The sequence below is a fragment of the Pseudomonas sp. B21-053 genome, assembly GCF_026016365.1.
Classification (GTDB): Bacteria; Pseudomonadota; Gammaproteobacteria; order Pseudomonadales; family Pseudomonadaceae; genus Aquipseudomonas; species Aquipseudomonas nunensis.
Genome location: NZ_CP087205.1, coordinates 1,365,244 through 1,390,745, shown reverse-complemented (window position 1 = coordinate 1,390,745; position 25,502 = coordinate 1,365,244). Strand labels below are relative to the sequence as shown.

Annotated in this window: 29 protein-coding genes; 1 reads left to right on the top strand and 28 read right to left on the bottom strand. The window is 59.5% G+C overall.

Annotation, left to right across the window (positions count from 1 at the left end; genetic code table 11):
* Nucleotides 1-96: 96 nt before the first annotated feature.
* From LOY68_RS06315 to LOY68_RS06205, 23 genes are all read right to left on the bottom strand, one after another.
* On the bottom strand, nt 97-612 hold the full coding sequence (locus tag LOY68_RS06315) for a phage tail protein (protein ID WP_163908766.1): 516 nt from the start codon (nt 610-612) through the stop codon (nt 97-99).
* Nucleotides 609-1,760: a phage tail protein gene (locus tag LOY68_RS06310; RefSeq protein ID WP_265043678.1), complete on the bottom strand. Its 1,152-nt coding sequence runs from the start codon at nt 1,758-1,760 to the stop codon at nt 609-611. The genes LOY68_RS06315 and LOY68_RS06310 overlap by 4 nt, the downstream gene beginning before the upstream one ends.
* A gap of 11 nt (nt 1,761-1,771) precedes the next feature.
* Complete coding sequence (locus tag LOY68_RS06305; protein WP_265043676.1) at nt 1,772-2,371, bottom strand: YmfQ family protein; 600 nt, start codon at nt 2,369-2,371, stop codon at nt 1,772-1,774.
* On the bottom strand, nt 2,359-3,402 hold the full coding sequence (locus LOY68_RS06300; protein WP_163908763.1) for a baseplate J/gp47 family protein: 1,044 nt from the start codon (nt 3,400-3,402) through the stop codon (nt 2,359-2,361). The genes LOY68_RS06305 and LOY68_RS06300 overlap by 13 nt, the downstream gene beginning before the upstream one ends.
* Nucleotides 3,392-3,790: a phage GP46 family protein gene (locus tag LOY68_RS06295; protein ID WP_054047083.1), complete on the bottom strand. Its 399-nt coding sequence runs from the start codon at nt 3,788-3,790 to the stop codon at nt 3,392-3,394. The genes LOY68_RS06300 and LOY68_RS06295 overlap by 11 nt, the downstream gene beginning before the upstream one ends.
* Nucleotides 3,790-4,299, bottom strand: a complete 510-nt coding sequence (locus LOY68_RS06290; RefSeq protein WP_163908762.1) for a phage baseplate assembly protein V — start codon at nt 4,297-4,299, stop codon at nt 3,790-3,792. Before LOY68_RS06290 ends, LOY68_RS06295 begins: the two co-directional genes overlap by 1 nt.
* Before the next feature lie 819 nt (nt 4,300-5,118).
* Complete coding sequence (locus LOY68_RS06285) at nt 5,119-6,162, bottom strand: phage baseplate assembly protein (RefSeq protein ID WP_163908761.1); 1,044 nt, start codon at nt 6,160-6,162, stop codon at nt 5,119-5,121.
* Nucleotides 6,163-6,165: 3 nt separating this feature from the next.
* Nucleotides 6,166-7,404, bottom strand: a complete 1,239-nt coding sequence (locus LOY68_RS06280) for a DNA circularization protein (RefSeq protein WP_163908760.1) — start codon at nt 7,402-7,404, stop codon at nt 6,166-6,168.
* Nucleotides 7,391-9,196, bottom strand: coding sequence for a phage tail protein (locus LOY68_RS06275; RefSeq protein WP_265043672.1), 1,806 nt, complete (start codon nt 9,194-9,196; stop codon nt 7,391-7,393). Before LOY68_RS06275 ends, LOY68_RS06280 begins: the two co-directional genes overlap by 14 nt.
* 130 nt (nt 9,197-9,326) lie before the next feature.
* Nucleotides 9,327-9,623, bottom strand: a complete 297-nt coding sequence (locus tag LOY68_RS06270) for a phage tail assembly protein (RefSeq protein ID WP_054047093.1) — start codon at nt 9,621-9,623, stop codon at nt 9,327-9,329.
* The gene (locus LOY68_RS06265; RefSeq protein WP_054047095.1) at nt 9,620-9,967 is read right to left on the bottom strand and encodes a phage tail tube protein; all 348 of its coding nucleotides are present in this window, start codon (nt 9,965-9,967) and stop codon (nt 9,620-9,622) included. Before LOY68_RS06265 ends, LOY68_RS06270 begins: the two co-directional genes overlap by 4 nt.
* A 67-nt stretch (nt 9,968-10,034) precedes the next feature.
* Nucleotides 10,035-11,531, bottom strand: a complete 1,497-nt coding sequence (locus tag LOY68_RS06260; RefSeq protein ID WP_054047097.1) for a phage tail sheath subtilisin-like domain-containing protein — start codon at nt 11,529-11,531, stop codon at nt 10,035-10,037.
* Nucleotides 11,531-11,713, bottom strand: coding sequence for a DUF2635 domain-containing protein (locus tag LOY68_RS06255; protein ID WP_048393813.1), 183 nt, complete (start codon nt 11,711-11,713; stop codon nt 11,531-11,533). The genes LOY68_RS06260 and LOY68_RS06255 overlap by 1 nt, the downstream gene beginning before the upstream one ends.
* Entirely contained in the window at nt 11,710-12,294 is a 585-nt protein-coding gene (locus LOY68_RS06250) for a hypothetical protein (RefSeq protein ID WP_265043669.1), read from the bottom strand. Before LOY68_RS06250 ends, LOY68_RS06255 begins: the two co-directional genes overlap by 4 nt.
* A gap of 295 nt (nt 12,295-12,589) precedes the next feature.
* Nucleotides 12,590-13,618 carry a phage late control D family protein gene (locus LOY68_RS06245; RefSeq protein ID WP_265043667.1) on the bottom strand — a complete coding sequence of 343 codons (1,029 nt, stop codon included), beginning with the start codon at nt 13,616-13,618 and terminating at the stop codon, nt 12,590-12,592.
* 9 nt (nt 13,619-13,627) lie between these two features.
* Complete coding sequence (locus LOY68_RS06240) at nt 13,628-13,840, bottom strand: tail protein X (RefSeq protein ID WP_163908755.1); 213 nt, start codon at nt 13,838-13,840, stop codon at nt 13,628-13,630.
* Entirely contained in the window at nt 13,833-14,216 is a 384-nt protein-coding gene (locus LOY68_RS06235) for a phage tail protein (RefSeq protein WP_265043666.1), read from the bottom strand. Before LOY68_RS06235 ends, LOY68_RS06240 begins: the two co-directional genes overlap by 8 nt.
* Nucleotides 14,216-16,291: a phage tail tape measure protein gene (locus LOY68_RS06230; protein WP_265043665.1), complete on the bottom strand. Its 2,076-nt coding sequence runs from the start codon at nt 16,289-16,291 to the stop codon at nt 14,216-14,218. The genes LOY68_RS06235 and LOY68_RS06230 overlap by 1 nt, the downstream gene beginning before the upstream one ends.
* A gap of 128 nt (nt 16,292-16,419) precedes the next feature.
* Complete coding sequence (locus tag LOY68_RS06225; protein WP_163908752.1) at nt 16,420-17,001, bottom strand: phage tail assembly protein; 582 nt, start codon at nt 16,999-17,001, stop codon at nt 16,420-16,422.
* A gap of 187 nt (nt 17,002-17,188) precedes the next feature.
* On the bottom strand, nt 17,189-17,695 hold the full coding sequence (locus LOY68_RS06220) for a phage major tail tube protein (protein ID WP_163908751.1): 507 nt from the start codon (nt 17,693-17,695) through the stop codon (nt 17,189-17,191).
* Nucleotides 17,695-18,861 (bottom strand): phage tail protein, encoded by a 1,167-nt coding sequence (locus LOY68_RS06215; protein ID WP_054047113.1) that lies wholly within the window; start codon nt 18,859-18,861, stop codon nt 17,695-17,697. Before LOY68_RS06215 ends, LOY68_RS06220 begins: the two co-directional genes overlap by 1 nt.
* Before the next feature lie 2 nt (nt 18,862-18,863).
* Nucleotides 18,864-19,046 carry a hypothetical protein gene (locus tag LOY68_RS06210; protein WP_054047115.1) on the bottom strand — a complete coding sequence of 61 codons (183 nt, stop codon included), beginning with the start codon at nt 19,044-19,046 and terminating at the stop codon, nt 18,864-18,866.
* Between the two features lie 97 nt (nt 19,047-19,143).
* Complete coding sequence (locus LOY68_RS06205) at nt 19,144-19,566, bottom strand: phage tail protein (protein WP_265043662.1); 423 nt, start codon at nt 19,564-19,566, stop codon at nt 19,144-19,146.
* Between the two features lie 348 nt (nt 19,567-19,914).
* Here LOY68_RS06205 and LOY68_RS06200 point away from each other — a divergent pair, with 348 nt between their 5' ends.
* Nucleotides 19,915-21,060 carry an acyltransferase family protein gene (locus tag LOY68_RS06200; RefSeq protein ID WP_163908749.1) on the top strand — a complete coding sequence of 382 codons (1,146 nt, stop codon included), beginning with the start codon at nt 19,915-19,917 and terminating at the stop codon, nt 21,058-21,060.
* Between the two features lie 111 nt (nt 21,061-21,171).
* On the opposite strand, the gene LOY68_RS06195 is transcribed toward LOY68_RS06200, so the two are convergent.
* The 5 genes from LOY68_RS06195 to LOY68_RS06175 are packed head-to-tail and all read right to left on the bottom strand — an operon-like array spanning nt 21,172 to nt 25,494.
* Nucleotides 21,172-21,603 (bottom strand): phage tail protein, encoded by a 432-nt coding sequence (locus LOY68_RS06195; protein ID WP_163908748.1) that lies wholly within the window; start codon nt 21,601-21,603, stop codon nt 21,172-21,174.
* Nucleotides 21,600-23,537 carry a phage tail protein gene (locus LOY68_RS06190; protein ID WP_265043660.1) on the bottom strand — a complete coding sequence of 646 codons (1,938 nt, stop codon included), beginning with the start codon at nt 23,535-23,537 and terminating at the stop codon, nt 21,600-21,602. Before LOY68_RS06190 ends, LOY68_RS06195 begins: the two co-directional genes overlap by 4 nt.
* The gene (locus LOY68_RS06185) at nt 23,538-24,173 is read right to left on the bottom strand and encodes a phage tail protein I (RefSeq protein ID WP_265043658.1); all 636 of its coding nucleotides are present in this window, start codon (nt 24,171-24,173) and stop codon (nt 23,538-23,540) included.
* Entirely contained in the window at nt 24,170-25,165 is a 996-nt protein-coding gene (locus LOY68_RS06180) for a baseplate J/gp47 family protein (protein ID WP_265043656.1), read from the bottom strand. Before LOY68_RS06180 ends, LOY68_RS06185 begins: the two co-directional genes overlap by 4 nt.
* The gene (locus LOY68_RS06175) at nt 25,162-25,494 is read right to left on the bottom strand and encodes a phage baseplate protein (protein ID WP_265043654.1); all 333 of its coding nucleotides are present in this window, start codon (nt 25,492-25,494) and stop codon (nt 25,162-25,164) included. The genes LOY68_RS06180 and LOY68_RS06175 overlap by 4 nt, the downstream gene beginning before the upstream one ends.
* Nucleotides 25,495-25,502 lie beyond the last annotated feature (8 nt).

Genomic DNA, 25,502 nt, shown 5'->3' with positions numbered 1-25,502 from the left:
TGGCCATTGGCACTAAGGCAATGCAGGTCATGTTTGAATAAAAACAAAAACGCCCACGGTGAGTGGGCGTGGGGTTCGGCGAATAGATCGGATGAACTAGCCTGCGAAGTCGCTCACCACGGCACGTATGGCGGCAATCGCGTCATCACTGACTTGGTTGGCGAGTTCGGTTTTACCCTTGGCGATATGAACTTTGACTTGCTGTTTCGCCTTCAAGCGCAGGGTTCGAAGTGTCAGCAAGCTCTCGTTGAATTGAGCTGCTTTGGCAACGATCTGATCCGCCGCTTGTCTGGCAGTGCGACCCTTTACGACCCAGGCTGACACCGCTAGCGGTACAACTTTTTTCGGGTAGCCTTCGTCGATGTAAGCCTGAGCATCGGCGGCGGCTTGCGCATATTCCATCGCCCGCAACGGATCGCCTGCAATGACGTTTCGCGCATCGTCTGCCGCCGCATCAATCCTGGCGCTCAGGCGTTCGCCTTCCTGTTGTTGGGAGACCGAAACATTCAAGGCGTCGACAACCCACTGTTCACCGTTCCATTCATGATCTGGCGAAGGTTTGGCCGGACGAAGTTCATCTTCGTACTGATGAAGTTCCTGGATAACGATCATCGAATGAGCTCCCACGAGAGATGTACATTGATCGCAGCGGAAAAGTTAATGGCGATGCCGCTTGTGTAATCAGGTTGAGAAAAGGTTTTGATCCCCATCGAAAGCAGCAATTCATCACTGTTCCCGTTAGTAGCGTTGAACGTGTGTTCGGCTTGATAACTCTGCCAGAGCGAACGTGACTCCGAATGATCAAAACTGGCGACCAAGGTTGAAACCGTCGTGTCGTAAACAACGTTGTTGGTGAAAATACAAACGGCAAAGCCAGGCGTTGACCAGCCATCGGCACTAATAACGGCGCTACTGGGCGGTGTCATTAGCGAGTAATTGCCCCCCATCCAACCTCCGGGAGCAAAAGACACGCCGGTGATCAAGGTGGGGTGAGGCGTCGGATTACCCACCACCAGCCGCGCAGCCCGTGCATGGGGATCCAGAGGAAGGTAAACCACGCCGCTTCCATTCACGGTCTGGGTCCACGACAGTCGGTTGCGGTTGTAAATCAGCCTGACGATCGGCGTGGTACCCGGACCTGCGGTGACAACCCAGGCGATGCACATATCCAGCGGCGTGGATTGAAAGCCACCGCCCGCAGCACCATTCACAGTGCCTTTCAAATTATCCGGGACTGCGTCGTACAAGGTGCCGCGCTGCATGTAAAACGTCAGCGCACCACCAATCACCTGCGCCCGCAGAAAGTAGCCGGAGCTTGGCAACAATTCCGCGCTGCTCCAGGCTTGCGTTGTGAACGTGCGCGACCGCCCCAACTGCCCCGCCACCACTTCCTGGCCGATGCTGACAAACACCCCGGCCGGAATCGACACCTTCCCACCGCTGGTAGACGCCGCAATCGGCGTCACCGACAGACGCCCGTCCGCTGTCGCCACCGTGGGCGCCGGCAGCGAGCCGATCGGCAATGCCGAATCCAGATTCCAGCCCTTGGCCGAAACGCTCTGAATGGCTTGCAGCAACTGGTCAAACTTCGTCTCGTCCGGGGTCAGGTCGCCCGCCTTGATGACGTTCACAATTTCCTGCGTCACGCCATTGCCCCACGCCGCCGGAATCAACGACCCCGGCGTCCCGGTCAGCGGGTTCTCATCGACAAACTTGCCGTTGACCAATCCGGCGCTGGGCACTTTCGTTGGAAAATCCATCTCTCTACTCCCTAGTCATAATTGATGTGCACCTTGGTGTGCGCCGGGGCGCTGCGGTGGATCAGGCATTGCAGGGCCGAGCCTGGATTGACGCCGAAACGCTCGCCCCAATAACTCGCGCCGAAACGCCGGCCCAGCAGCAATCGGCCGCCGGTGTTGAGCGTCCACATGAATTGCGCTTCCCAGGTGCCCCAGTGCGCCGCACCAAAACGCGAGCGACCCATGCGCGGGGCTTCGAGTTCGGTGATGGTGGCGTTCGGGTAGCCCTGGCTTTTGGCGATCTCAAGGTAGTAACCGACCGCCTGGCTGCCGACCGCAAGCAAGCGACGGCGCACCGCAAGCCGGCGGTCATCGAACAGCGGCGTGGCACCCAGGCACGGGTCGGGCAGGTTCATCACCCGCTCCCAATCGGGTACCAGTTCGCTGACGCCGGCCGGGTCCATTTCGTTGAGCAGGTCGGCGGCGCGGGCGTCGAGTCGAGCCAGTTCCTGGGCGATGCCGTCCAGCACCTCTTCCAGTTCCGGAACCCGCTCGGGATCCCACGCCGGGCCGCTGGGCAGCAGGCTGCGCAGTTGCGCGTGGTATTGCGCGGCGGTTCTTAGCCCCCCCATATGCAACCTCCGAAGATCAGCAATTGATTGAAGTCTGCGTCGACATTGGCAATGGGCGCGGTCAATGTGTGGTCGCTTTCGCCTGTGGCGCTGCTGATCGCTTCGCGGATATGGCTGATCAATAAGGTGTCGCCCAGGCCGGCTTCGCGGTTATGTAAGTCACGCAGTTGCGCTTCGACAGCGGCTCGCACGGCGGTTGTGTCAGGGGTCAGGGTCAGTCTGTAGGTGACTGGCACCTGCACCGGCGGCAACACATGCAACTCGGCGGTGACCGGGCGCAACGGTTCGATATAGGCCTGGACTTCAGCCAGTTGCGCGGCATTCGGCACGGGTTGCGGATCGTCGTCGCGCATGATGTACAGGTTGACGATGCCGAGTTTCGCGAGGGTGCTGCGACACCAGGCCCGGGTCACGCCGGGGCATTCCAGTGCCCAGGTTTCGTAGTCTTGCGCCGAGCCGCCATGCGGAATGATCCGATAGGAACTGATCACCCGTGAGCGCAGGGATTCCAGGCTTTCCCGGGCCACTCCGCCGATCAGGCCCGGCGCCAGCACCGTGAAGCTGTTACCGACAATCCCGAGGATCGGCTGCACCGGAATCAGGCTCATGCCGGCGTCGGCATTGCCCAGGCTGCCGGCGTCGAGCGCGGCGATGCTGGTGGTGTTGAGGCCGTTGCTGGTGGTGCGCGACGCGGTCACTTTGTAGGTGCGGCCGTCGCTCGATTGCAGCAGCGTGTCGACATCCAGCACGGCACCGGCGCTGGCGGTAAAACTGACGCTGCCACTGGCGGCTTGCGCGGCTTTGCGTGGCTGGTTCAGGCGCAGTGCGGCGATCCGTTCCAGGGTCGATTCGTCGGCCTTGTCCGGGAGGATCTGCTCGGCGATCCAGTCGAGGTAGCCATACAAACCATAAGCGGCGCCACCGAGGGTACGCGCCAGCACTTGCGCATCGGACTGGCGCAGCGAATCGCTGGCCAGGTCGCTTTGGGTGCGCTTGATCAGCACCGGCAGCGAAGGGGTTTCAAACGGCATAGATCACCTGCCAACTGTTATCGGGGTTGATGTCCAGGCGCTCGCCATCGGCCAGGGTCAGGACCGTGCGCAGGTTCAGGCGCTGGGCGTCGAGGCGCTCGCTAATGATGTCGATGGCGCTGCAGTGGCCGTCGTCGATCAGCCATTGCAGGGCTTCGCGGGCATAGAACTCGGCGTCCATCTGCGTTTGCCGGGTCAGCTTGACCCGGCGCAGCAGCCACAGCCGCGAGCCGATGCGGTCGTCGGCGACGGTGGGAAACGTGTCGCCCCACCAGCCGAAGCGTTCCTCGTCATCGAGGGCATCGTCATCGGCGGCGCGGCGCCAGGTGAACAAGCTGATCAGCACCGCGCGGGTGAGCGCGGCGTGGAGGTTCTGGCTGATGAGCATTACTGACCTCCCGCCGGCACGCCGGTCTGGCCGTTGCCCGCCTGGACGCCGACGTGCACGTGTTTGATCTGGCTGATGCCGCCGGCGATTTGATCGCCCGTGGAGACGATTTTTCCGGTCTGGTTGATGACGGGCGTATCGATGTTCACGGCGGTGCTGGCGCGGATGTTCAGGGTCGCGGTCTGGATGTCGATAATCCGCCCGCGCTTGAAGTGGATCTTGTCGCCTTCGTCGGTGTAGATCGCCACTTCGCCAGCAGCCAGGGACTGGAGGCGATAGCGGCGGTCGGCGACCACCAGGACGATGGCGTGGGAACGGTCACCGCCCAGAAACGTGGCAATGCCCTCGGCGCCGGCCAGCGGGTTGCTGGTGAAACCGTAGGGCTCGAAGTGCTCCATGTCGTCATTCACTTCGCCGGCGGTGAGGCGCATTTGCAGCGATTGCAGCTTGGATGCCGAGTTGGCGAGCACGACAGTGCCGCGCGCCAGGAGGCGTGTCAGTAGGCTCATTGGGTTTCCTTCAAGGATCAGACTGAATGCGATCAAGTGTGGGGAGCGGGCTTGCTCGCGAAAGCGGTGGGTCAGGCGACATCGTTGGTGAATGTGCTGCCGTCTTCGCGAGCAAGCCCGCTCCCACATTTGGACGGCGTCGTTCACGGCATTGGCGTGCACAGTAGATTCCCTGTGGGAGCGGGCTTGCTCGCGAAGGCGGTGGGTCAGCCGACTTCGATGTTGAATGTCAGTCCGTCTTCGCGAGCAGGCTCGCTCCCACATTTGGACGGTGTCATTCACGGCATTGGTGAGCACAGGAGATTCCCTGTGGGAGCGGGCTTGCTCGCGAATGCGGTGGGTCAGTCGACTTCGATGTTGAATGTCAGTCCGCATTCGCGAGCAGGCTCGCTCCCACATTTGATCGGCGTCGTTCACGGTATTGGCATGCACAGGAAATTCCCTGTGGGAGCGGGCTTGCTCGCGAATGCGGTGGGTCAGTCGACTTCGATGTTGAATGTCAGTCCGCATTCGCGAGCAGGCTCGCTCCCACATTTGGACGGCGTCGTTCACGGCATTGGTGGGCACAGGAAATTCCCTGTGGGAGCGGGCTTGCTCGCGAAAGCGGTAGGTCAGTCGACTTCGATGTTTAATGTCTGTCCGCCTTCGCGAGCAGGCTCGCTCCCACATTTAATCGGCGTCGTTCATGGCATTGGTGAGCACAGGAGATTCCCTGTGGGAGCGGGCTTGCTCGCGAAGGCGGTGGGTCAGCCGACTTCGATGTTGAATGTCAGTCCGTCTTCGCGAGCAAGCCCGCTCCCACAGGTTTCGGTGTCGGGCTCAGGTTTTCTTGGGCGGTGTCGGGTTGGCGTCGAAGGTGTGTGGCGGGGCTACTTGCAGGGTGGTGGTTGAGCCTTGTGCCGACAGCGAATACGTCACTTTGGAAATCAACATGTCGCCATCCACTTCCAGCACCGGGTCCTTGACCCTGACCAATGTGTTGTGGCGCCACAAATCGCCGTTGGCCTGGCGCCAGCCTTGCACTTGGTAAGTGGTGGCCGTGGCCTTGCCGACGCGGGTGGCGGCTTCCCAGTTGGCGCGTTGCAGCGCCAGTTCCGGGGTGATCTGCATACCTTCATTGATCACCGTGACCCGTTTGCGCTTGAAGCCCAGGTCGGTAGATACCGCCTCGACCTCGCTGGCCGCCGCCCCGCTCTTCTGATCATTGCCCTTCTGCTGACCGATCACTCGATATTCAGAAAACACCTGGCTGAAATCCATCGGCGCACTGGCCGACAGAATATTCTTGCCCAGTTCCAGCACATCGCTCGCACGTCCGCCGCTGCCCGGGCGGGCCAGGATTACCCGGCCCTGCGCGTCATCGGTCGAAAACACCCGGAACAGCGTCAGCAACCGGTCGATGGACTGGAACACCGTTTCCCCCGGCACAATCGTGTGACTGCCCAACCGAGCGGTTTCCGGAATTTCACTGACCACCGAAACGCCATAGGACGACGCCAGCGCCTCGACGATGCTCAACAACGATTGCTGATGCCATTGATTGGGACGGTTGGTCGCCGCGCAATCCACCAGGTCCTGGGTTTTTGAACTGCCTTCGATACTCAGGCCAATCTGCCGCCCGTCATAACTGATCGGCGCCTTGAACACGTGCCCGGTGAGTACCAGATCGTTGCCGATGCGCACCTCGCAAGGCGCCCCCGGCTGAATCCGTCGCACCGTGGTCTGCCCCGGCCATTGCCAGGTAACGTCGAGCTTGAAGGTGCGGAACTGACGCTCCAGGTCCGCGGTGATTTGCACGCTTTTCCAGCCGCCATACTCCAGACCGTCAACGGTCAGGGTGACTTTGTTATCCAGTTCGCTCATGGCTTACTCCCCGGAGAGTTTCAGGTCATTCGGCGGAGAGAAAACGGGATGAACAATGCCGTTACGCTGGATCACTTCCTCCACCCGCGTTGCGTCGCCCAATTGCTTGTAAGCGATGACGAGGGCCGGAAAACTCTCCTGGAACGACTTGCTGACCAGCCTGACACCCGACGACGCAACGGCCGTCAGGTGCGCATTGAGTTTATGCCGCAGGTCCGTCATTGCCTGGTAGTGCGCCGGATCAGCCTTGTTCGATGCTTGCTGGATCGCCTCATCCAGCGCCGCACGCAACGCCAGCACATCATCGGCCACCGGCACGGCTTGTCGCTGGACCGGTTGCTCGGCCTGTTGTTCGAGGGACGGCGTGGAACCCAACTTGACCACTTTCGACGCCACCGGCATCGCCGCGACCCATTGGGCCGCCTGCACCAGCAACGTGTCTTGCACCAGATTCGCCAGGGCCTGGGCCGCAGCGGTGGTGTCCTTGCCGGTGGTGATCTTCGGTGCGTCCGCCTTGCGGATGGCTTCGACCTGTTGGGAGACGTTGGCAATCACGCCACGATAACCGTCACGAGCGAAGTCCTTGAGCTCCTTGATGTCGCCGACCAAGCCCTTGAACTCGGCTACCACCTCCTTAGGCAATTCCTTGACCGCTTTGACCAACTCGCTGATCTGCTTGTATTGATCGATCAGCGGTTGCAGCTGAGTCTGAATCACCCCGTAGATGTCCTTGATGCTGTTGCGCAGGTCGGCGATGCCGATTCGCGCAGCCTTGATCAAGGTCATCGCGTCTTCGAAACGCGCCACCGCCGAACCTAAAAAACTGTTCGCCGATACCAGCAACACTTTCTGTGTACTGACCGTCGCCGTCGGAAACGGCAGCGGTTCATCGGGGTAAAACTTCAGCGTGAACGTCACCAACCCGCCGTCCTGGCGGGTGTGGGTCATGTCGCATTCGCCGACCTTGACCTGCAAGCGTCCCAGCCACGGATGCACCAGTTCGCCGCTGCCCTGCTCCAGCGCCTTGAGCAGTTTGTCGCGCTGCTCCAGGCAATCGGGGCCAACGATGAATGCCGTCAGATCGTGGATCTTCGCCTGCTGGCCAAGGTTCTCGAAAAACGGCAGATCCCGCTGCGGGTACTCATGCAACTGACCCTTTTTGCCGACCGGGGTTTTCGCCTGATCGACCCAGAAACCGACACCTCGAAAGGACGCCGGCAATAAACGGTCACGCCAGCTCATTGGAACCTCCAAGCGAAAGTGAGCGGTAGCCGATGCGCGAATTGAGCGCCAGCCCCGGTTGGTTGGTTTGCGGTTGATCAGTGCGCAGACCGGCCGGTGCGTTGTCAAAGCGCACGGTCAGGCCACCTTCGAGTTGCGTGCGGTTGTTGGCGGCGGTTTGCTGGATCAGGGCGCTGGAGTTTTGCGTCAGGGACCCCGTCAGCATCGACGGTTTTTGCGGCAGGCCGCCGGGCGCCAATTCTGACTCTGACGCCGGCTCGGTACTGGCGCCAAAGAACGCCGGCGCCAGCTCACCTTTGCCTTCGGCATTGGTTTTCTTCTGCGCTTCGGCCAAGCCTTCGACCTTGCCGGTGACGCTGGCGATCACCCCCGCGAAGCCACCTTCGAACAATTCCTTGATCGGCGCGATGACGTCCTGGAGCTTTTTCCACAAACCGCTGAACCACTCGGTGATCGGTTCCCAGTTCTTGATGATTTGCCCCAGCGGCGACCATTCGAACATCCCGTGCAGGAACTCCAGCGCCGGCGCGGCCAATGCTTGCACCACGCCCCACAGCGCCGAAAACACTTCGCCGATCGGCTGCCAATTGGCCGCAATCTGCGCCATCGGCGACCACTCGAACACACTACTGAAGAAGTCCTTGACCACTTGCGCCGCGCTTTGCAAAGCGGCCCACAGCGGATCGAAAAACGCGCTTATCGCGCCCCAGTTGTTGATGATCATCCCCAGCGGCGAGTAATCGAACAGCGTGCCAAAGAAGTCCTTGATAGCCTGGGCCGCCGGTTGCAGCGCAGTCCAGATCGAACTGAAGAAACCGCCGATGGCCCCCCAGTTGTTGATGATCATGCCCAGTGGCGTCCAGTCGAACACACCTTTGAGGAAGTCGATCACCGGCACCGTCAGGGCCTTGAGCAACTCCCAGATCGCCGAGAACAGACCGGTCAACCCGGCCCAGTTGTCGATGATCATCCCGTAAGGCGTCCACGAAAAAACTGTCTTCAGGAAACCCGTCACTGTCGCGGTCACGGCTTTGATGCCATCCCAGAGACCGGAGAAGAACCCGGTAATCGGCCCCCAATTGGCAATCAGCATGCCGAGTGGTGTCCAGCTGAAGACTGTGCTCAACACCGCCATGGCCTTCGTGGCGACATTCTTGATGCCGTCCCAAAGGTTGACGAAGAACGCGGAAATCGGCGTCCAGTTGGCAATGATCAAACCGGCGGCCAGCGCTACGCCCATGGCAATCAGCATGATCGGATTGACCTTGAGCACCGAGCCCATCAGGTCAATAACCTGGGTCGCTCCGGTGACCGCGGTTTGCATCGCCGAGAACGCGATGGCGGCCGTCGCCAGCGTCTCGACCAGTTTCGGGTTGTCGGCGACAAAGCGCCCTACTCCCGTCAACAACGGCTGCAGACTCACCACCAGGGTGGCGACCGCCGGAGCCAACGCGGCGTCGATGGAGGTCGACACCTTGGCCATCGACTGGCTGAAAATGTTCATGCTTTGCGCGGCGCTTTCGGGCGCGCTCGGCAGATCGACAGCCTTGGCCGATTCACTGACCTCGGCCAATTTGCCCTTGAACGCGTCGGACGCCTTGATCCCGTCCACGAACGGCGTGATCACGCTACCGCCCTTGAACAGGCCGCTGATATCCAGCTTGCCGAGGCCGGCCTGTTCGAGGTTTTTCTTGAAGCTGTCGACCTTTGAAACAAGGCCGGCCAGCTTGGGTGACAGTTCATCGATGCCGGTCAACAGCACCGATTTCTTTAGCGTTTCTGTGTCTGCCATCACTGCACCTGCTGCATCGCATTGATCCGTTGCGCGTGCTCCAGGGATTCCCGGAGCACATCCAGTGGCCTGGCCATCATCTGTTCGGGGTCAACCTTCCAGAACCAGGCCAGGTCATAGGCGACTGCGATCAGGTCGGTGATGGCTCCGACGCCGCACTCATGAAAAAACTCGCGACGGCCCAGCTCAGCGCGTTGAGGTCAGCCAGGTCCAACTGGTTGACCGACGACGGTGGAATGCCGGCGCAGACCGCGATGTATTTGGCCGCGACGTCCATGTCGAGGCTGACTTCTTCGCTCTTGTCGATCTTGTACGGCAGCGCCTTGATTGCTCGCACTTCCTGCACCGTCGGGCGGCGCAGGTTGAGTTCGGTCAAAGGCTCGCCGTGGGCTTCAATCGCAACCTGAAGCTTCACGGCGCCGCTCATTGCCAGGTCCCCTTGACGCCGTTGAACACCAGCGAGATCGAGGCGTCGTCGCCCTTGGACGCTGGTTCATCGACCAGGTAGGCGCCGGCCAGCACGTAGACTTTGCCGTTGCTGAATTCACAGGTGACGGTCATGTCGACGCCGGCCACCAGTTGCTTGAGCGGGAAGTCCGGGGTGTGCAGCGCCGTCACTTTGAACGATGGCGGGATGTCGGTTTCCTTGTAGAAACCCGGTACGACGGTTTCGCGTTTGGTGGACATCAATGGCGCTTCGCAGCCGCCATTGATGGTCAGTTGAGCGCCGTCCACTTTGACGTAGCAGGTGCCCGCAATCAGTTGACCCATGGTGTTTCTCCCTTCAAATAAAAAGCCCACGCGAAGTGGGCTGAAATCGCACGTTCAACCGCGGTTTTTAAGCGGCGTCGTCGTACTGCAGACGGAATTGGTTGAGCAGTGCGAACACGCGCAGACCGTTGATGTAATCCGGCGGGAACAGCACGTTCACACGGCTCGGGTCCTGCACGTCGCGCTCGACAATCAGGTGCTCGGCGAATAGCTCGGCGTTTTCCACGTGGCCTTCCAGTTCGAGCTTGGCGTACTGGGCAATCAGCTCACCGCGAATGGTGCTCGGGGTGATGATCGGCTGGCCGGCGCCGAAGCGGGTGCCGTCGGAAGCCAGTTTGTGGCGCCCGTATTTGCTGGTGATCACGCTTTGCAGACGACGCACGATGAACGCCGACTGGTGCATGGTTTCGCTGTCCAGGTAGGAGTTGTCGGCCTGGCCGTAAGCGTTTTTCTGGTAGGTGGTGATCGAACGCTGGATGCGCACGTAGCCGCCTTCGTAGTACGCGGTGGCGATGCCGTAGTTGAGCAACGACTGACGCTCGGTCAGGGTGAAGCGCTCGCTGGCCGGCGCCGGGTCGAGACCTGGCAGGCTGCCGCTTTGAGTCGGACGGCTGGCGTCGGCTGAGATGAACACCGAGGTGCGTGCAGCCAGTGCAGCGGCCTGGACCCAGAACGGTTGCGGAACACCCGGCTCCAGTGCCTGGATGGTCATGTGCTGATCGTTACGCGCCTGGCCGGCGGCAACCAAAGTGCCGATGGTGCCGCGCTTGGCGCTGTAGACGTGACCGAACAATTGCTTGGCCCAAGACCAACGACCGGTGCTGTCATCCATGACGGCTTGCCAGGTGTTGAGGGTGCTCAGGTCCGAGAACGGCATGCAGATGAACTCGAACGGCTCATCGCCCAGCGCTGCCACGGCAGCCACTTGATCCGGTACACCGGCGCCGCCGGTCATGGCGGTGGCGACCGAAGTCAGGCCCGCCGGGGTTTCTTCGCCGTTGCTCTTGCCCAGGCGATTGAATTGCAGGCTGATGTCGTTACCGCTATCGCCCGTCCATTTGGCGCTCAGGGTCACGATGCCTTCAGCCGCAGCAGCGCTGACCGGCAGATCCGCAGCGGCATTGATTTTCAGTGCCAGCGCGGTGGCGGCTTGAGCGGCGGTAGCGCCATTGACGATGGCCGCTTGAACTCGAACGCCGCCGACGTACAGGTTGAGCACGCCGCTCTGGGTCGCTGCGCCGGTCAGGGTCAGCACGCCTTTGGCGATACTGCCTTCGGTGTTGTGCAGCGGCAGGCACCAGATCTCGCCGATCGGGTCGGTCTTGCGCCAGGTTTCGTACATCGAGGCCAGCATCGAACCTTGACCGCCAATGCTTTTGGCCAGCGCAACGCTGGACACCAGCACCAGTTTGCCGGCGTCGGCCGGGGCGATGTTGTCGTTGACCTGAGCGACGATCAAACGGCGCATGGCCGACGAAGCGCTATTGGCCGCCGAATTGTCCATCTCGGCGTAGAACAGCGGAACACGAATGTCCGCGGGGATGTTGCTGAATCCGATCGCCATTATTTGGCTCCCTGTGGTTTGGCCGCTTTCACGGCTTTGGTAGTGATATCGCCATCGGCCAGACGCCGACGCCACCAGGCGTTGTCCGGCACTTCACGGCCCTCTAGGGACAACAGATCGCCCGCTTCCGGGTCCGGCACGACACGGCCTGGGGCCGGCAGCACGGTGATGCGTTTGCTCATGGGGTTACATCTCCAGAGAAAGTCATTTCCAGGCGCCCGTCGGGGCCTGGGCGTTGCAGATTGGGGTCCGCCGGATCGATGGCATCGACCCGTACGGTGACCCCGGTAAAGGACGACAAACCGTCCAGTTCACGCTCGTGCCAGCTCTCCGCCGGTTGGTTTGGCAGATTGCGGCCGAGCTGGAATTCGGCGTAAAAGCGCAGGCGATACAACGCGCGGCTGGCGTTGATGGAAAGCAACTCACCGCCGTCGTATTCGATAGCGTCGTAGTCAGTGCCAGGCTTGAAACCCACCAACGCACGCCAGAGTTCGGCGCGCAGGTCGTGCAACAGATCCAGCGCTTTTGTCGCGTCGGTGGTGTCGAGCACCAGCGTCACTTCGAAGGTGTCGCGGATCGGTTGCAAGGCCAGGTTTTGCGCGAGGCTTTTGCTCGCCATATCGGCGAGCGGGACGACGTAGGCGCAGGGTGTGGTGAGTGGGGTATTGGCTTGCAAGGTGGTGAGGTCGATGCCCGCCGCGATGCGATTGGCCAGGGTCGGGCATTGCTCACGCAACTGCGTGAGGATCGGAGAGATCTTCATCAGGGCGCTCCATCTGTATGAAAGGTACGGTCGAAACCTGTGGGAGCGGGCTTGCTCGCGAAAGCGGTGGGTCAGGCTGAATCAATGTTGAATGTGCCGCCGTCTTCGCGAGCAGGCTCGCTCCCACAGGGGATTTCGGTTGTATGCAGATGCTGTGCATGACGCAGAGCAAAATGTGGGAGCGAGCCTGCTCGCGAAAGCGGTGGGTCAGGCGCCATTGATGGTGAATGGGCGACCGTCTTCGCGGGCAAGCCCGCTCCCACTGTGGCTTCTGTGTGCTGGTTATTGGGTTTGATCAGACGATGGCTTCAGCACCGGGGTCGATGCAGGTCGCGTCGATCATGCAGCGATAGCTGGCGGCGCGGTCGCCGCTGGCGGTGACTTTGTCGATCGACCAGCGCCCGCGCATGAAGTCCGGCCAGGTGTCGTCCAGCACGACCAGCCCTTCGGCCGAGAAGTCAGGATTGCCCGGACAGCTGATTTTCACCTTGAGCTTTTCACGGCCCATCTTGCGCACTTCACCTTCGCCGATCGCTTGCGCTTCTTCCGCGTTCTGGCAGCTCAAGCGCAGGGTCTTGAACGGTGCGAACCCGGCTTCAATCATCTGCAGCAAACCGCTTGCAGCGTCACACCAAGTGATCTGGCAGCCCTGAGTCTTGGCTCGGGCGGAATCATCAAGGGTCGCGGTGATGAACGCATGGTCGCCGGGGCGATTGTTATGGGTGACCGACAGTCTCACGTCCGCCAATACCTTGCCCGACAACGATTTGAGCTGCCCCGGCCGCGCCAGCACATACAGCTCATTAAAGGGTTTGGCGATGGCGCGGTACCTGGTCGCCAAGCGTGAGATAAAACCCATGTCGGTTTCATTCGACTGATCGATGTGCGCAATCTTTATCAACGACAGTGACGGGTCCACCCTCGGCGAAAAACCGTATTTGGACGTCAGTTCGCGAAACAACGCCCCCAGGGTCGTCGGACCATGACTGACCGAGCGGCGCTGCTGGAATCCGCTCTCGTCCGCCGCACTGAACGGTGCGGCGGTCGCCACCAGCGATACACGAAACGGGAACAGCGTCGGCGTCCGCCGGGCCACCACAAACTGGCCCTTATCCACCAGCCCGGTTTCCCGATACCCCACGAGCAAGCCGATTTTCCCACCTAGGCTCGGCAGCCCTTCAAGACCTTCCAGGTCGAGCACCAACGTCAGTTGATCCGACTCGATACCGGCGGTATCGATGTGCTCCCAACTGATCAGGCGCTTGTTGATCAGGGTCGCGTTGGCCCCGTAGATTTCTATCGCCGGTGTGAATCCGATGGCCATGTAGCCTCCTTAATCCCAAGCCGTCGCCGGCGTTTTCGCTGCGGGCCTGGATTCAAGTTCCGGCAGCACCACCCAGACGCCTGCCGGCAGTACCGGGCCTTGCTCGGCTAGCGTCGGATTGAGACGCCACAGCGCTTCTTCAGCCGCGTCGTCACAACGCTCGGTTTCGCGGCAGAGCAACAGATTCACCGAATCACCGGCAATCGTTCGAACCTTACGCATTGACGAACTCTCCCAAGGTAATCGACCAATTGATCAACATCGCCGTGCCGTCATCAATCACGTCGCTCTGGGTTTCCGTCACATCGTCGATCCGCCACAAACCCCAGTTGCGACCAATGCCATCGACCAGCGGCAGCGGTACTCGCAGTGCTTGCAAGGCGCGCAACTCATCGAGCCGGTCCATGGCCACCGCGTACATCGCCTTGCCGTTGATCGTCAGGGTTTGCAGGCCTTGGCCGGTCTGGCTGGACTTGGGCTTGCTGGTCAAAATATCCACCTTCACCCAGCCACCGTCCGACTTGCGCAACAAACCGCTGTAAGCGAAGTTGCTCGACAAGCCAAAAATGAACGTGCCGAGTGCCATTTGCTGCCTCATCAAGCCACCCCATCGGTCAGGGCCGTGTCACGTCGCACGGCGAGTTGATTGGTCGTTGTCATCATTCCGAACTGGCTGGAAATGTGTTGCACGACCAGGTTGGCCAGTTGCGTGGCGCTGGTTTGATCCTGACCGTTGATGTAGATGTTGGCGGTCAGTGCGTTTTGCTGGCTGGTTGTCTGGGTGTTGGTCAGGTCTTTGCTGACCCGCTCCGGTGACAAGAGCCGATCAGCCCCGGTGTAAACAGACTCTCCCAGCGCTTCACCGCCCTTGCTGCCGAAGTAGGAACCGACGAGGCCACCCACCAAAGCCCCCACCGCAGTGCCCAGGACTGGCACGGGAATGAAGCTGCCAATCAAGGCGCCAGTTGCAGCGCCGGCATAACCTGCGGCGACTCCGCCAACACCCGAACCCACTGCGCCGGCAGCGGCTTTGTAATCGCCGGCCATCAGAGCTTTAACCCCGTCATAACCTGCATTGGCCAACACCAGAGGCGCGCCTAACCGGCCGGTGAAGGTCTTGGCCCTGGCCATGGTCGTGGCCAGTCGATTACGTATCGTAGGACTCGGAGGTGGCGGACCAGAAGCCCCTGGCGGCAGAAAGCCGGCGTCCGGTTTGAACAGTTCTGTGGCGGTGGAAGAGACCACCGATGTCAGTTTGTTCAGGATAGGCCCGCGCAACGGCGTTGCGACCGCAACACCCAGCAAGGTCAACGCGGCCGTGACTTTCGGAAAGGTTTCCACTACGGAACTCACGCCGCTGACCACCATGTCGGCGCTGAGCATCGCCAGGTCAGTAAAAGGCGCCACTGCGTTTCCGACCGCCGTATCAAGTCGGGTCAAACTCGCGTCCAGCGCATTCGAGCGCCCTTGCGAGGTGTTCCCTCGGGCCTCGGCGGTCTGCGCCATCGAGCCCTTGTCACCGTCGCCCTTGTCGGATGCCACCGACAACGCAGTCTTCAGATCCTGAGGCGACTTCAGTAACTTACCGATGCCCTCGTCACCCTCAAACAGCGTCTTGATCAACGAAGTCTGTTGCTCGGCCGGCTTGCTCCTCAGGGCCGCCAGCACATCGCTGATCGCCCCCGGTGCATCCTTGCGCATTCTGCTGGCGAGAGCACCGGGTTCGATATCAAGTTGAACCCAGGCGGCACGCTGCTCTGGCGTGGCGTTGTCACCTTTGCCGAACGCGGTGCCAAGGGTTTTCAACGAGGCGCCGGCTTCTTCCTTGCCCACGGAAGCACTCAGCAGGGCCGCTGCGATGGCCGCCGCTTGCTCGGGCGCCATGCCGGCGGCCAAACCTGGTTCGCCGCCGCTCAATACGACCGAACCAATATCTGCCGCTGACGCTTTCAAATCGAGACTGGCGCCGAGACGGTTTGCCGCATCGCCCAAGTCGAGACTTTTCGCTCGATCAAGGTGTAACGATGTGCGCCAGCCAGTCATGAGCGCGCCGGCGTCCTTGACGTCGATCTTGTACGCCGAGGCCATGATGGCGCTATCGCGTGTGAGATCCGTCAGCGTCTGTTTCCGGTCCTGCGGTTGTACGTCCTTGAGGACACGGGCATCAACCGCCGCCTGCTGCACCTGCACCAGCTGCACACCTGTTGCGCCGCTGGGGGCGGTGCGCTTTTCACCCGCTATCTTCTGGGTCTCATTGCCCAGTTCCTGAAGCTGATCCGGGGGCAACTGCAATTTTTGATTCAGGTCGACGAGGGCCGACTGCGCCGCCATTGCGGGTCTCAACTCCTCTGGCGGCGCACGCTGGTCAACCTCAGCCTTGAGCTTTGATTTGGCCTCACTGGCTGGCGCTGGTGCAGGCGCCGATGCATTGGCCTTAAGCGACGCCTGCTGCGACGTCAGTGCACCGTTCAACGTCGCCAGGGTTTCACGGAGCTTTTCCTGCTCCACCACCAACAAACGGATATCGAGGCTGGCCGTGGTCAGTGCCTGATTCAGCCCCGACAACGGGTCTTCGAAACCGACAAGTCCCGGCGTTTCAGATGCGCTGCCGAGTTGCGGCAGCTCGATGCGGTTGATGTCCGCACCGTGCAGCGAATAGTCACTCTCTGCCATCCCGCTCTACTCCTTTTTCACGCCAAGGCGAGTGATCGCGATGTCGTAGCGGCGCAATGCCTTGCCGGCGTCCCATTCCAGAATTTCCGCTTCACTTACCGGGTAAATGAGCGGCACCACATCGAGGATTACTTCGATGTCGCGCTCCGAAAGAAGTCCGCCGGTTTGTTTAAAAAATCGTCGATGCGTACCTGAAGCTGTGTCCAGTCGGGAACGGTCAGCAGGTCCAGATCGGGAATCATCAGCCCGGTGCAATGGGCGGTGATGAACTCGGCGCGTTCCTTGGCGGTTTTCAGTTTTTTCATCGCCTTGGTGGCGCGCAGGACCGGCATATCCAGGGTCAGCGCGGCCAAGCTGCGGCCTCCAGCGTTGAGCGGTTGCAGCAGTTGCACTTGATCGGGATCGACCGATGGGTCGCCCTGCCCTTCCAGTTCCAGGAAGTAAGCAGCCGGACGGGTCGACATTTCGTGTACGTACTGGGCGATGCTCACGTAGTCCGGGCGTTTGAGCTGATCCAGTTCCTTGACCGACAGGCCAGTGGCCAATTTCGCCAGTTCGAAAAACTGATCGTCCTCATCATCGCCGGCGCGGGCCAGGGCCTCTTTCTGCGCGGCGTAAAACAATGGCTTGAGCTGAATCTGCTCGATCTGCGCCTGATTGTCGGCGGTGATCGGCGACAGCAAGACGTGAACAGGGGGCGTCCAGGACATGAATGAATTCCTTGGTGGATCATGGGGAGGTGTTGCGTGATGCAGGCCAGTTGAGGTGAGCAACCTGTGGGAGCGGGCTTGCTCGCGAATGCGGTGTGTCAGATACATTGATGTTGGATGTACCGCCGCTTTCGCGAGCAAGCCCGCTCCCACAAGGATTGCGTTTAACTGGTGGGCGTTGCGGGGTTTACGGCAGCAGCACCGCGCGGCGGGCATCACCAAGGATGTCGACGCCGTTGAGCATGAACTTCTGGGTCCGCACGTCGATGTCGATCACCGGGATACCGTTTTCGAGGCGGTTGTAGGTGCGGCAGGTGAACTCGAGCACGGTGGTCGGCTTATCCGGCATTTTGAGTGTTGTTTCGGTCAGGGATTTCAGCTTGCCGCCGATCGTGTGATAGGTGAACCAAGTGTTGCCGTCCTGATCCTGACCGGCTTCACGCACGTTCAGCAGAATGTCCTCACCCAGCGTCACACCGAGGGCCAGCATGACTTCAGGGCCCATCCCTTGCAGGGTCAACTTGGCCGTCAGCACGGTAGCGCTTTTGGCCATGTCCTCACCGATGAAGCGCCCGCCCGTCATCGTTTCCATTGCAAAATCGATCTTCGGCGGCTCGAAACTTTCAACAGTCGCCGACAACGGCAGGCCTTGCAGGGTGGCCGCCATGGCCTGTCTTACACGGTTGGTAAACATTAGAGAACATCCTCCAGGAACTGCTCGATGATTTCATCGCGGGCGTTGAGTTGGTAAACCATGTGTTCGTTCGGCGCGTAGCGGCCGTAGTCGATGACGATGAACCAGGTGCCGTTCTTGTACTTCTCGACGCTGTTCAATTCCGGGTGCAGATACACGCTGCCGCCAGGGATGGTTTCGTCGGCGACCAGGGTTTGCAGCCAGTCGTTGATGCGTTTGACTTCCTGATCCATGAACGACTTGGTCAGGTTCTTCGCCATGGCTTTCTGGCCGGCCTTCACCAGCTTGCGGCTGATGGCGTCTTCGAGGCCGACGTAGCTGATGAACTTGCCGGTGATCGAGCGGTTACCCAGCAGCGAGAAGCCGCCGAGGACCGTGCGGGCGTAGTAGCTGATGCCATAACGGTTGAGCAGATCGCCTTCGGTGGAGGTGTCGAGGATGTTGTATTCCACGACCCGCGAAACGTCTTCGGCGTAGGTCACCTGGTTGCCCGGGCTTTCCCATTGCTTGACCTTGGCCAGTGCGGCGATTGCCAGGCTGGAAGGCGAAAGGAACACGTTTTTCTTCGCCGCTTTGGAGTAAACCGCCGGCATGTTGTGCACCACCAGGCAGCGGTCGAAACCGAGGTCCGCGCCGCCCAATTCCTGGCTGTAAGTCACTTGATCAGCGACCGCGGCATCCTTGCCGTCGAGCACTACGCGGGCCTTGATGCGTTTGCCGAACGAGGCGAACTCGCTGGCCACAGCCTTGGTGCCGGTGAAGCCTGGCGCACCGATGATGGTCAGGTCTTCCGGCACACCGCTCAGCGCGGCCAGGCCAAGTTTGCGACCGGTCACTGGCTCGATGCCGCCGATCACGTTGTTGATGGTGTCCGCAGGGGCGGTGCCCTCTTCGACGATGACCACGTAGACCGGCACCTTCACCACTTTGAGGATCTGGAACACCGCTTGAAACAGCGTGCCCGACTCGGTGCCGGTCGGATCGAGCAGCGCTTGAGTGGTGAAGCTGTTGATGCGGAATGGCGAATTGCGCGGAATCAGTGGATCAGCTTTCGGCGCGGTGCCGACCAGACCAATGACGTTGTCGCCCAGGCCACCCATCGCTTCGGGGGATTCGGTGGCATTGACGGTAATGCCGTTGTGCTCGAAGTTCAAAACCTCAGCCATGGTTATTCAGCCTTCTTGGCAGCGGCCTGTTGGCCTTGGGTGGATGTTTTCAGTTCCAGGCGACCGGCGCTGAGCAGTGCATTGGCTTCGACGTCGAGCAGGTCGAGTTCCTGGCCGGCGGTGGACCAGTGACCACGCCCGACAGGGAACGGGACGAGCACGGTGTAGGTTTGGCGTTCTGCCATTTGGGTTACTCCAGAGACGAAAAAGCCCCTTGGTTTTAGGAAGGGGCTATTGGGTGTCGATTAGCGGATAAGAAAACGCCCCGACAATGCGGGGCGTTTATTCAGGTAGGGTTGCGAGCCATTCCGGCGCCGGTGGCCGGTGTTCGCTCAACGGCAACTCGCCGCCTTCCGGCCAGATACGAAGCTCACGGCGATAGGTTTGCAATTCGATGTATTGCGCCGGAGTCAGCAGCGTAGGCCAACGCTCCACCTCGTCACGGTAACGAGACACAGCTTTATCAGTAGTTGCAAGTTGCATGTTTCGCCATGCACGTTCATATCCCTCCAGTTCGGCAGGAGTTGGCCCCGGTCGATCAACCAGGATCGGATAGCCTTCATCATTCCCGACAATCATCTTGCCGCTGGACTGTCCGTCCAATAACTCAATCCAATACTCACGCGAGATTTCAACCACATCGCTTGGCATCGTTGTATGGATGGAGGGATCGTAAAAACCGCTTGTGGATTTTGAATAAAACATAGGTTCTTCCTTATTTAATAGCCAACGACTTTGTAGTCACCCACCAGGGTGGCTAGCGTGGTTGACGGGTTCCAAAACCAAAAACATGCGCCCGACAGACTCGCGATCAGTACGGACGAGGCCTGTACAGGGTTTATTCCAGTGCCTGAAAGCGCTCCGCGGCTCGCTCAATCAGGCGCCGAGCTCAAGAGCGACAACACCAACCCTACGGCCCGCTGCACAACAATCTCCCCGGACGGCTGCCGCGTGGTCGAATGACCAGGCCCTTCACTGAGCGAACTGGCAATCGGACACCAGTTACAATCGTGATAGTATTCAAAAAATTTAAATCGACAGGGCATGTCACTAATGAGAACAAAACAGATTGGGGGGCTGACAGCTCTCCGATTCTTTGCTGCATTTTCAATTATTGTTCACCACACCAAAGGCAGCTTTTTCCCGCCGAATTTCTTGTGGGATATTCCAACTGACGCCGGTGTAATGTTCTTCTTTGTCCTGTCGGGCTTTATTCTCTCGCATGTTCATTCGAAGCGAGGAATTGATGGAGGCGTTGCAAGATTCTATGTTGCGCGACTGGCCAGAATGTGGCCAGCGCATGCATTTTGCACATTGATACTTTTGCTCTGCCTGCCCTATCAACGCGTATTACTAGAGTCAGCCAGTAACGTCTTTATCTTCATCTTGAACTTGATGATGCTTCACTCTGCCGTTCCGATTCCGAACGTGTACTTCTCTTTCAATAGCGTTTCCTGGAGTATTTCCACAGAAATATTCTTCTACATGACATTTCCGCTATTGCTGCTGTGGTTTTCGAGCAAACCCATGCTCAAGCTAGCCGCTGCTATTGCGTTTGGTGGCCTGTATGCCTATTCGATAGACGCTGCAGGCCTCGCTTACTATTCCCCGGACAAACTGGACCAGATTTCCGCTCATGGACTTATTTACATCAGTCCTTTAGGACGCATACAGGAATTCATGCTGGGCATCGTCTGTCAGCGACTAATATCGGGGGTTGATTTCAGCTGGTTGAAAAAATGGCCAGCAACGGCCATCGAAATTCTTTCCATCGCGGCTATTGTTTTTATAGCCCCGCCCCTCGGCATTTACCCGTCTTACTATTTAGGACCTGCGCATAACGCATTCGCCGAATTTATTAGACACTCTTCGATAGCGATTCTTTTCGCCATCGCAATCTCCAGTTTCTACCTGGATAAAGGCATGGTGTCGCGGATACTTTCCTGGCGCCCATTTATATTTTTGGGTGAGATCAGTTTCTCCGTTTACTTGATTCATTCGATTGTTATACGAGTCACCATCGAACAGAAGTTTCTCGAGTCCTATGATCCCTACGCCAAGTTTGCATTTGTGACAATAACGTCCATCATCTGTGCTGCGTTTATCTGGAAGTTCGTAGAGAAACCATGCCAGCGCGGGATCATGCGCGCATATGATGCTGTTCGGCCAAGGCTTAAAGCTGCTGAGCCTGCTCAGTAATCGACGACGGATCACACTGATCTCGAAGGGCTCTCCGAAAGGCGGGCCCTTTTTCATTACCGGGGTGGATTTGATCAGTAGATAAGAAAACGCCCCGGCGGTACGGGGCGTTTACTGGATCAGGGTTGAGAGCCATTCCGGCGCTGCTGGCCGATGTGGGAGCAAAGGAAACTCGCCAGACTCCGGCCAGTTACGCAGTGAGCGACGATACGCTTGCAACTCGGCGTATTGGGCCAGCGTCAGCGTAGTTGGCGAGTTCTCTTCCACCTCGTCTCGATGACGGGTTACAACACCGTCAGTTATCGTCAACTGTACCGAACGCCAATAGCGCTCAACGTCGGCAAGTTCTTCATGCGACTGCGCGAGGGCTTCCAGCAGTACAGGCAAGCCCTGCGGCCCACAGACCAAACGTTTGCCGTAACTGACTTGTGCAAGCAGCGCATCCCGCTCTTGGACAGCAAATTCCCGGGCGTCTTCAGGAATAAAAGTACTCACCTGATCATCGTAGAAAAAGCCAGTGCCAGGACTATAAAAAACCGTCATGCCTTACCCCTCACTCTCCAGAAAAATGACGCATTCGTGCCGTACAAATTGCGCACAGTGATGGTTCCCAGTGTGCTGTTTCTCGCTTGAAGTACCGGGGCAATACCCACAGGCAGGCTACTGGAAAAGTCAGCGAACGACACTTGAATATTGGTGGGAGCCGCCAACATAGCAACAGGCAAGGGAATAACCGTATCCGAACCTGATGGTGCAGCAACATAGAGACCCCATTGCTCGACATCCCCTCCCGGCAGTTTTTGATAACCAATGTTCCCGGATACCGAAGATGCGAACTCGCTGGAGTATTTCAACGAGGACATGCCACCTTCTACGACCCATTGCGTGTTACCTGCGGTGATAACAATGTTGGACGCGGCTTGGAGAGTCACCGATGTAAGCGATCCATTGGCAAATGAGGAAATAAAATCCGTACCTTGCCGAACAATGGTAATCACACCGGGGAATGCGTTGTAGATATAAAAATTGGTTCCGGTTGGCACAGAACTCACAGGTGGCAGGGTGAGCGTCCCTGAGGCGTTGATGACGATACGACTCCCGGCGGACGAAACACTCAGCGTTGCGGGCAGCGCGAGGATATCTACGCGACTCGCGAAGTTTCCTTGGGCGCGTTGCACAAACTCCGTCGTTGCCAATGCCTTGCCATTGTCAAACTGCGGTGGTGTTGATCCAAGTACCTGAGCATATTGCAACTGCGCAGACCCCGAGGCCCACCAACTCGCGCTGCCATTACTAACCAGTTCAAGATTGGCGCCCGGTATCAACGCAATGCCGGTAATCTGCCCTGCGCCGGAGTTAATTGAATCATTCCCCGCGCACACTACCGTGACCACCCCGCCGCCGATGTTCCGGAAGTTGATCGCATGCCCTGCTGTAGGAACACTGGCTGCCGGTAACGTAAGAGTGAAGGTACCGATCACAGTAACTACCGTGCCAAATGCACTGGCCGGCAGTATCGTCGAGGCAGTCAGGCTGGTAAAACCACGATAATTTCCTTGAGCCCTTCTCACAAACTCTGTCGTCGCCAGTCGTGTTGAATCGTCAAACTGTAGCGGTGTATTCGCCGTAGGACTGACCAATGCCGGAGCATTGAGCGGCGCAAATCCTTGCGTCACGTTCTGAAACGTCAGCGCCGTGGTACCCAGGACAATCGCCCCATCAGTCACCAACTGCCAACGAGTATCAGCCAGCGTCGTCCCCTGTTCTACGGAAACAATCAGGCCCGACGTTACATCGGCACTGACATCCGCATCTTTCGACCGTACCCAGCCAGCGACCGCCGCCACATAGATGCCGTTATCCTTCGCAGCCGTCTGGTTTTTAACCAGCACGCGATCCCCCGCAACGACCGCAACGCCATCAATCGTTTGAGGCGCAGCCAACGTGATGTTGGCGGTAGAAGCCACCCGCACCGATTGCTTGCTGTCGAGTTTGGCGAGTTCGTCCGCGACATAGGACGTCACCCACGCCCGGGTCGCTTTAACCACAGTGTCGTCGATCAACAACGTCACTAACGACGCGTTACTGGTCTCGAAAATCGAGCGAATGTAGAACTCTTTGCCCGAACCCGACGTCGCTAGAACAGGTTTGAACGACTCCGGGTATTTGACGATCGCGTACAAAATCCCGGTATCGGTCCAGATCCCGGCCTCACGCACATACCAGCCGCCAACCTCCGGCGGGATGGTGACTTCAGCGAGCAACCAGCTCGGGTTTTTCTCATCCTGGAACAGTGCATTGAGCGGCCCGCGCCAGACTTCGCGCCGGAGCGCTGTGTCGGTGGCAGCCGGGTTGTAAACCGCGCCACCGCCGTCGCCGACGGACAGTTGAGACAACTTGATCGGCAGGCCCGCCGCTTTGCAGGCAGTTTCGTAGGCGATCCCCGCGTTGGTAAGCAGGGTGTAATAGTCGGCCATTTAGGACCCCTGAGGATAAATAGTGGAGGTTTCGACGGCGTAGAGCCCGGCGGCCATAAACACCTGGCCCGAGGCTTCGAGCCCTTCGATGACAATCGGATAAACCGTGGTCAGCTCGCCGCACACGGTGGCGGCGGCGATGACGTGATTGCCGAAGGCGCTCAGGCCGACGGAGACCTTTAAGGTGTCGCGCTCGCTTTTGGCGTCCGCCAGGCGTCGATCAAGGCGTGCATCGATTTCTTCGCTGTAAGGCTGTTCGGTAAAGGCCCTGACGGAAAAACTGTAGGGCTGACCGGGCGGCGACTGCTCGTACCAGGCACGCACCTCGGGTTGCAACTGCAAGCCTTTGGCGGCGTTTTCCAGCGCTTTTCGAGTACCGGCCTGGCGTGCGGTGGGCCAGGCGAGTTCGACTGTTAAACGCTTTTCGGCTTCGGGCGCTTCGGAGCTCCACTCGCTGACCCCGCGATCCGCGCCGAGGTACGGCAAGAACGCCAGCGGTGTTTGGGTGGGGTTCATCAACTCGGGAAACGGCGGCGTAATGCGTTCAAGCAAGCGGCCAAAACCGAGGTCGAGAGCCCTTTCCAGCGGTGAACTGTTGGCCGGCAACAGGCTCGGCCGAGGTATGTCATCACTCATAGCGTGTCCACCTCGACCTCGACACCCGTGCAATACGGGGCCTGGAACGCCGTGGTCACAATCGGCGCCAGCGGTTCAAGGATTTGCAGTTGAACCGCGCCGGCGCTGTGCAGCGTGTAGTCGATCCAGCTCGGGTCAACCCGCCCTTCGAGGCGATGACAAGAATCGGCATACGCCTGCAACTGCTGCTGCGCGGCAACCTTGGTCAGCCCCGAATCGGGACCGGCGTTAATCTTCGCCACGACACGGATTTTGTAGGTCTTGATTTGCGCGCCCTGCACCGTGACCAGGTCCGTTTCCGGCCGCACATCTGGCCGGGCAAAGTGTTGGCGAACGCCGTTAAGCAGTGCAGCGGACGGCGTGCCATCGCCTTCTCGGGCCAGCACGGTGACCATCACTTCTCCCGGAGCCGTACGTCGTCCATTGCCGTCCTTGACCTGCGCGGCAAAGCCATCCGGGTTGAAGGTGTAAGTGACCGTCACCACCCCGGCCGCCGCGGTTTCGACTTTCACCGAGGGCCGTTCGCCGAGGGTGAACACCTCGCGGCGATACTGCATCCGCGACCCCGCTGCCGGAGCATGGGGTGCCAGGTAATAACGCAACCGGGCGTCGTCGTCGCTTTCAAAAACCGACGGGATGGGCGGGAATGCCGCCGGGTCACCCGGGTCGAGTAATTGACGCTCAAGCCCCATGTCCGCCAGGCGTGCATCGAGGTTGCTACCCGTCGCCCACCACGCCAGCATCTGCTTGATGCGGGCGTTGTATTTGCGCTCGTGGGTTTGCAGTCGCACACAAAAGGCTTCCAGCGCCAGGGTCAGCAGTTCGCTTTCATTTTCCAGGCTGACCACAAGCTTCGCCGCGCTCTCGGGAGAGCGGGCACCGACGTATTCAACGACAAAGGTCTTGAACTCTGCGAGCAAGTCCTCAAACGCTTCGACGGTGACGATGGACGGCTCGGCCAATTGGTTCTGGCCGGGGATCAACATGCTCATGTCACTACCTCGAAGGTCTGTTGACGGTTTTTCCAGGTACCGGCGAAGCGCAGCAACAACCCCGCACCGTGTCGGCTGGCTACAATGACCTGTGGCTCAAAATCGTCGATGCCGTTCTGCTTGTTGTAAAACGCCTGTGCCGCATGGCTCTGGGCCAGGATCAGCACGTCGTCGCCGAGGTTCTGTCCCAGCAATTGCGGCAGCGTGCTGCCATACAAAGGACGCTTCTGGCGGGTGCCCAACGGCGTGGTCAGTGCCCGGGTTGCGCGCTGCACAAACTGCAGCCAGTCGTCGACGGTGGCTCCGGTGTTTCTATCGATTCCGATCATGGAAAACC

Excerpts from the sequence above, each read along its gene's own strand:
- LOY68_RS06315 (WP_163908766.1), bottom strand. The coding sequence starts at position 612 with ATGATCGTTATCCAGGAACTTCATCAGTACGAAGATGAACTTCGTCCG.
- LOY68_RS06310 (WP_265043678.1), bottom strand. The coding sequence starts at position 1,760 with ATGGATTTTCCAACGAAAGTGCCCAGCGCCGGATTGGTCAACGGCAAG.
- LOY68_RS06305 (WP_265043676.1), bottom strand. The coding sequence starts at position 2,371 with ATGGGGGGGCTAAGAACCGCCGCGCAATACCACGCGCAACTGCGCAGC.
- LOY68_RS06300 (WP_163908763.1), bottom strand. The coding sequence starts at position 3,402 with ATGCCGTTTGAAACCCCTTCGCTGCCGGTGCTGATCAAGCGCACCCAA.
- LOY68_RS06295 (WP_054047083.1), bottom strand. The coding sequence starts at position 3,790 with ATGCTCATCAGCCAGAACCTCCACGCCGCGCTCACCCGCGCGGTGCTG.
- LOY68_RS06290 (WP_163908762.1), bottom strand. The coding sequence starts at position 4,299 with ATGAGCCTACTGACACGCCTCCTGGCGCGCGGCACTGTCGTGCTCGCC.
- LOY68_RS06285 (WP_163908761.1), bottom strand. The coding sequence starts at position 6,162 with ATGAGCGAACTGGATAACAAAGTCACCCTGACCGTTGACGGTCTGGAG.
- LOY68_RS06280 (WP_163908760.1), bottom strand. The coding sequence starts at position 7,404 with ATGAGCTGGCGTGACCGTTTATTGCCGGCGTCCTTTCGAGGTGTCGGT.
- LOY68_RS06275 (WP_265043672.1), bottom strand. The coding sequence starts at position 9,196 with ATGGCAGACACAGAAACGCTAAAGAAATCGGTGCTGTTGACCGGCATC.
- LOY68_RS06270 (WP_054047093.1), bottom strand. The coding sequence starts at position 9,623 with ATGAGCGGCGCCGTGAAGCTTCAGGTTGCGATTGAAGCCCACGGCGAG.
- LOY68_RS06265 (WP_054047095.1), bottom strand. The coding sequence starts at position 9,967 with ATGGGTCAACTGATTGCGGGCACCTGCTACGTCAAAGTGGACGGCGCT.
- LOY68_RS06260 (WP_054047097.1), bottom strand. The coding sequence starts at position 11,531 with ATGGCGATCGGATTCAGCAACATCCCCGCGGACATTCGTGTTCCGCTG.
- LOY68_RS06255 (WP_048393813.1), bottom strand. The coding sequence starts at position 11,713 with ATGAGCAAACGCATCACCGTGCTGCCGGCCCCAGGCCGTGTCGTGCCG.
- LOY68_RS06250 (WP_265043669.1), bottom strand. The coding sequence starts at position 12,294 with ATGAAGATCTCTCCGATCCTCACGCAGTTGCGTGAGCAATGCCCGACC.
- LOY68_RS06245 (WP_265043667.1), bottom strand. The coding sequence starts at position 13,618 with ATGGCCATCGGATTCACACCGGCGATAGAAATCTACGGGGCCAACGCG.
- LOY68_RS06240 (WP_163908755.1), bottom strand. The coding sequence starts at position 13,840 with ATGCGTAAGGTTCGAACGATTGCCGGTGATTCGGTGAATCTGTTGCTC.
- LOY68_RS06235 (WP_265043666.1), bottom strand. The coding sequence starts at position 14,216 with ATGAGGCAGCAAATGGCACTCGGCACGTTCATTTTTGGCTTGTCGAGC.
- LOY68_RS06230 (WP_265043665.1), bottom strand. The coding sequence starts at position 16,291 with ATGGCAGAGAGTGACTATTCGCTGCACGGTGCGGACATCAACCGCATC.
- LOY68_RS06225 (WP_163908752.1), bottom strand. The coding sequence starts at position 17,001 with ATGTCCTGGACGCCCCCTGTTCACGTCTTGCTGTCGCCGATCACCGCC.
- LOY68_RS06220 (WP_163908751.1), bottom strand. The coding sequence starts at position 17,695 with ATGTTTACCAACCGTGTAAGACAGGCCATGGCGGCCACCCTGCAAGGC.
- LOY68_RS06215 (WP_054047113.1), bottom strand. The coding sequence starts at position 18,861 with ATGGCTGAGGTTTTGAACTTCGAGCACAACGGCATTACCGTCAATGCC.
- LOY68_RS06210 (WP_054047115.1), bottom strand. The coding sequence starts at position 19,046 with ATGGCAGAACGCCAAACCTACACCGTGCTCGTCCCGTTCCCTGTCGGG.
- LOY68_RS06205 (WP_265043662.1), bottom strand. The coding sequence starts at position 19,566 with ATGTTTTATTCAAAATCCACAAGCGGTTTTTACGATCCCTCCATCCAT.
- LOY68_RS06200 (WP_163908749.1), top strand. The coding sequence starts at position 19,915 with ATGAGAACAAAACAGATTGGGGGGCTGACAGCTCTCCGATTCTTTGCT.
- LOY68_RS06195 (WP_163908748.1), bottom strand. The coding sequence starts at position 21,603 with ATGACGGTTTTTTATAGTCCTGGCACTGGCTTTTTCTACGATGATCAG.
- LOY68_RS06190 (WP_265043660.1), bottom strand. The coding sequence starts at position 23,537 with ATGGCCGACTATTACACCCTGCTTACCAACGCGGGGATCGCCTACGAA.
- LOY68_RS06185 (WP_265043658.1), bottom strand. The coding sequence starts at position 24,173 with ATGAGTGATGACATACCTCGGCCGAGCCTGTTGCCGGCCAACAGTTCA.
- LOY68_RS06180 (WP_265043656.1), bottom strand. The coding sequence starts at position 25,165 with ATGAGCATGTTGATCCCCGGCCAGAACCAATTGGCCGAGCCGTCCATC.
- LOY68_RS06175 (WP_265043654.1), bottom strand. The coding sequence starts at position 25,494 with ATGATCGGAATCGATAGAAACACCGGAGCCACCGTCGACGACTGGCTG.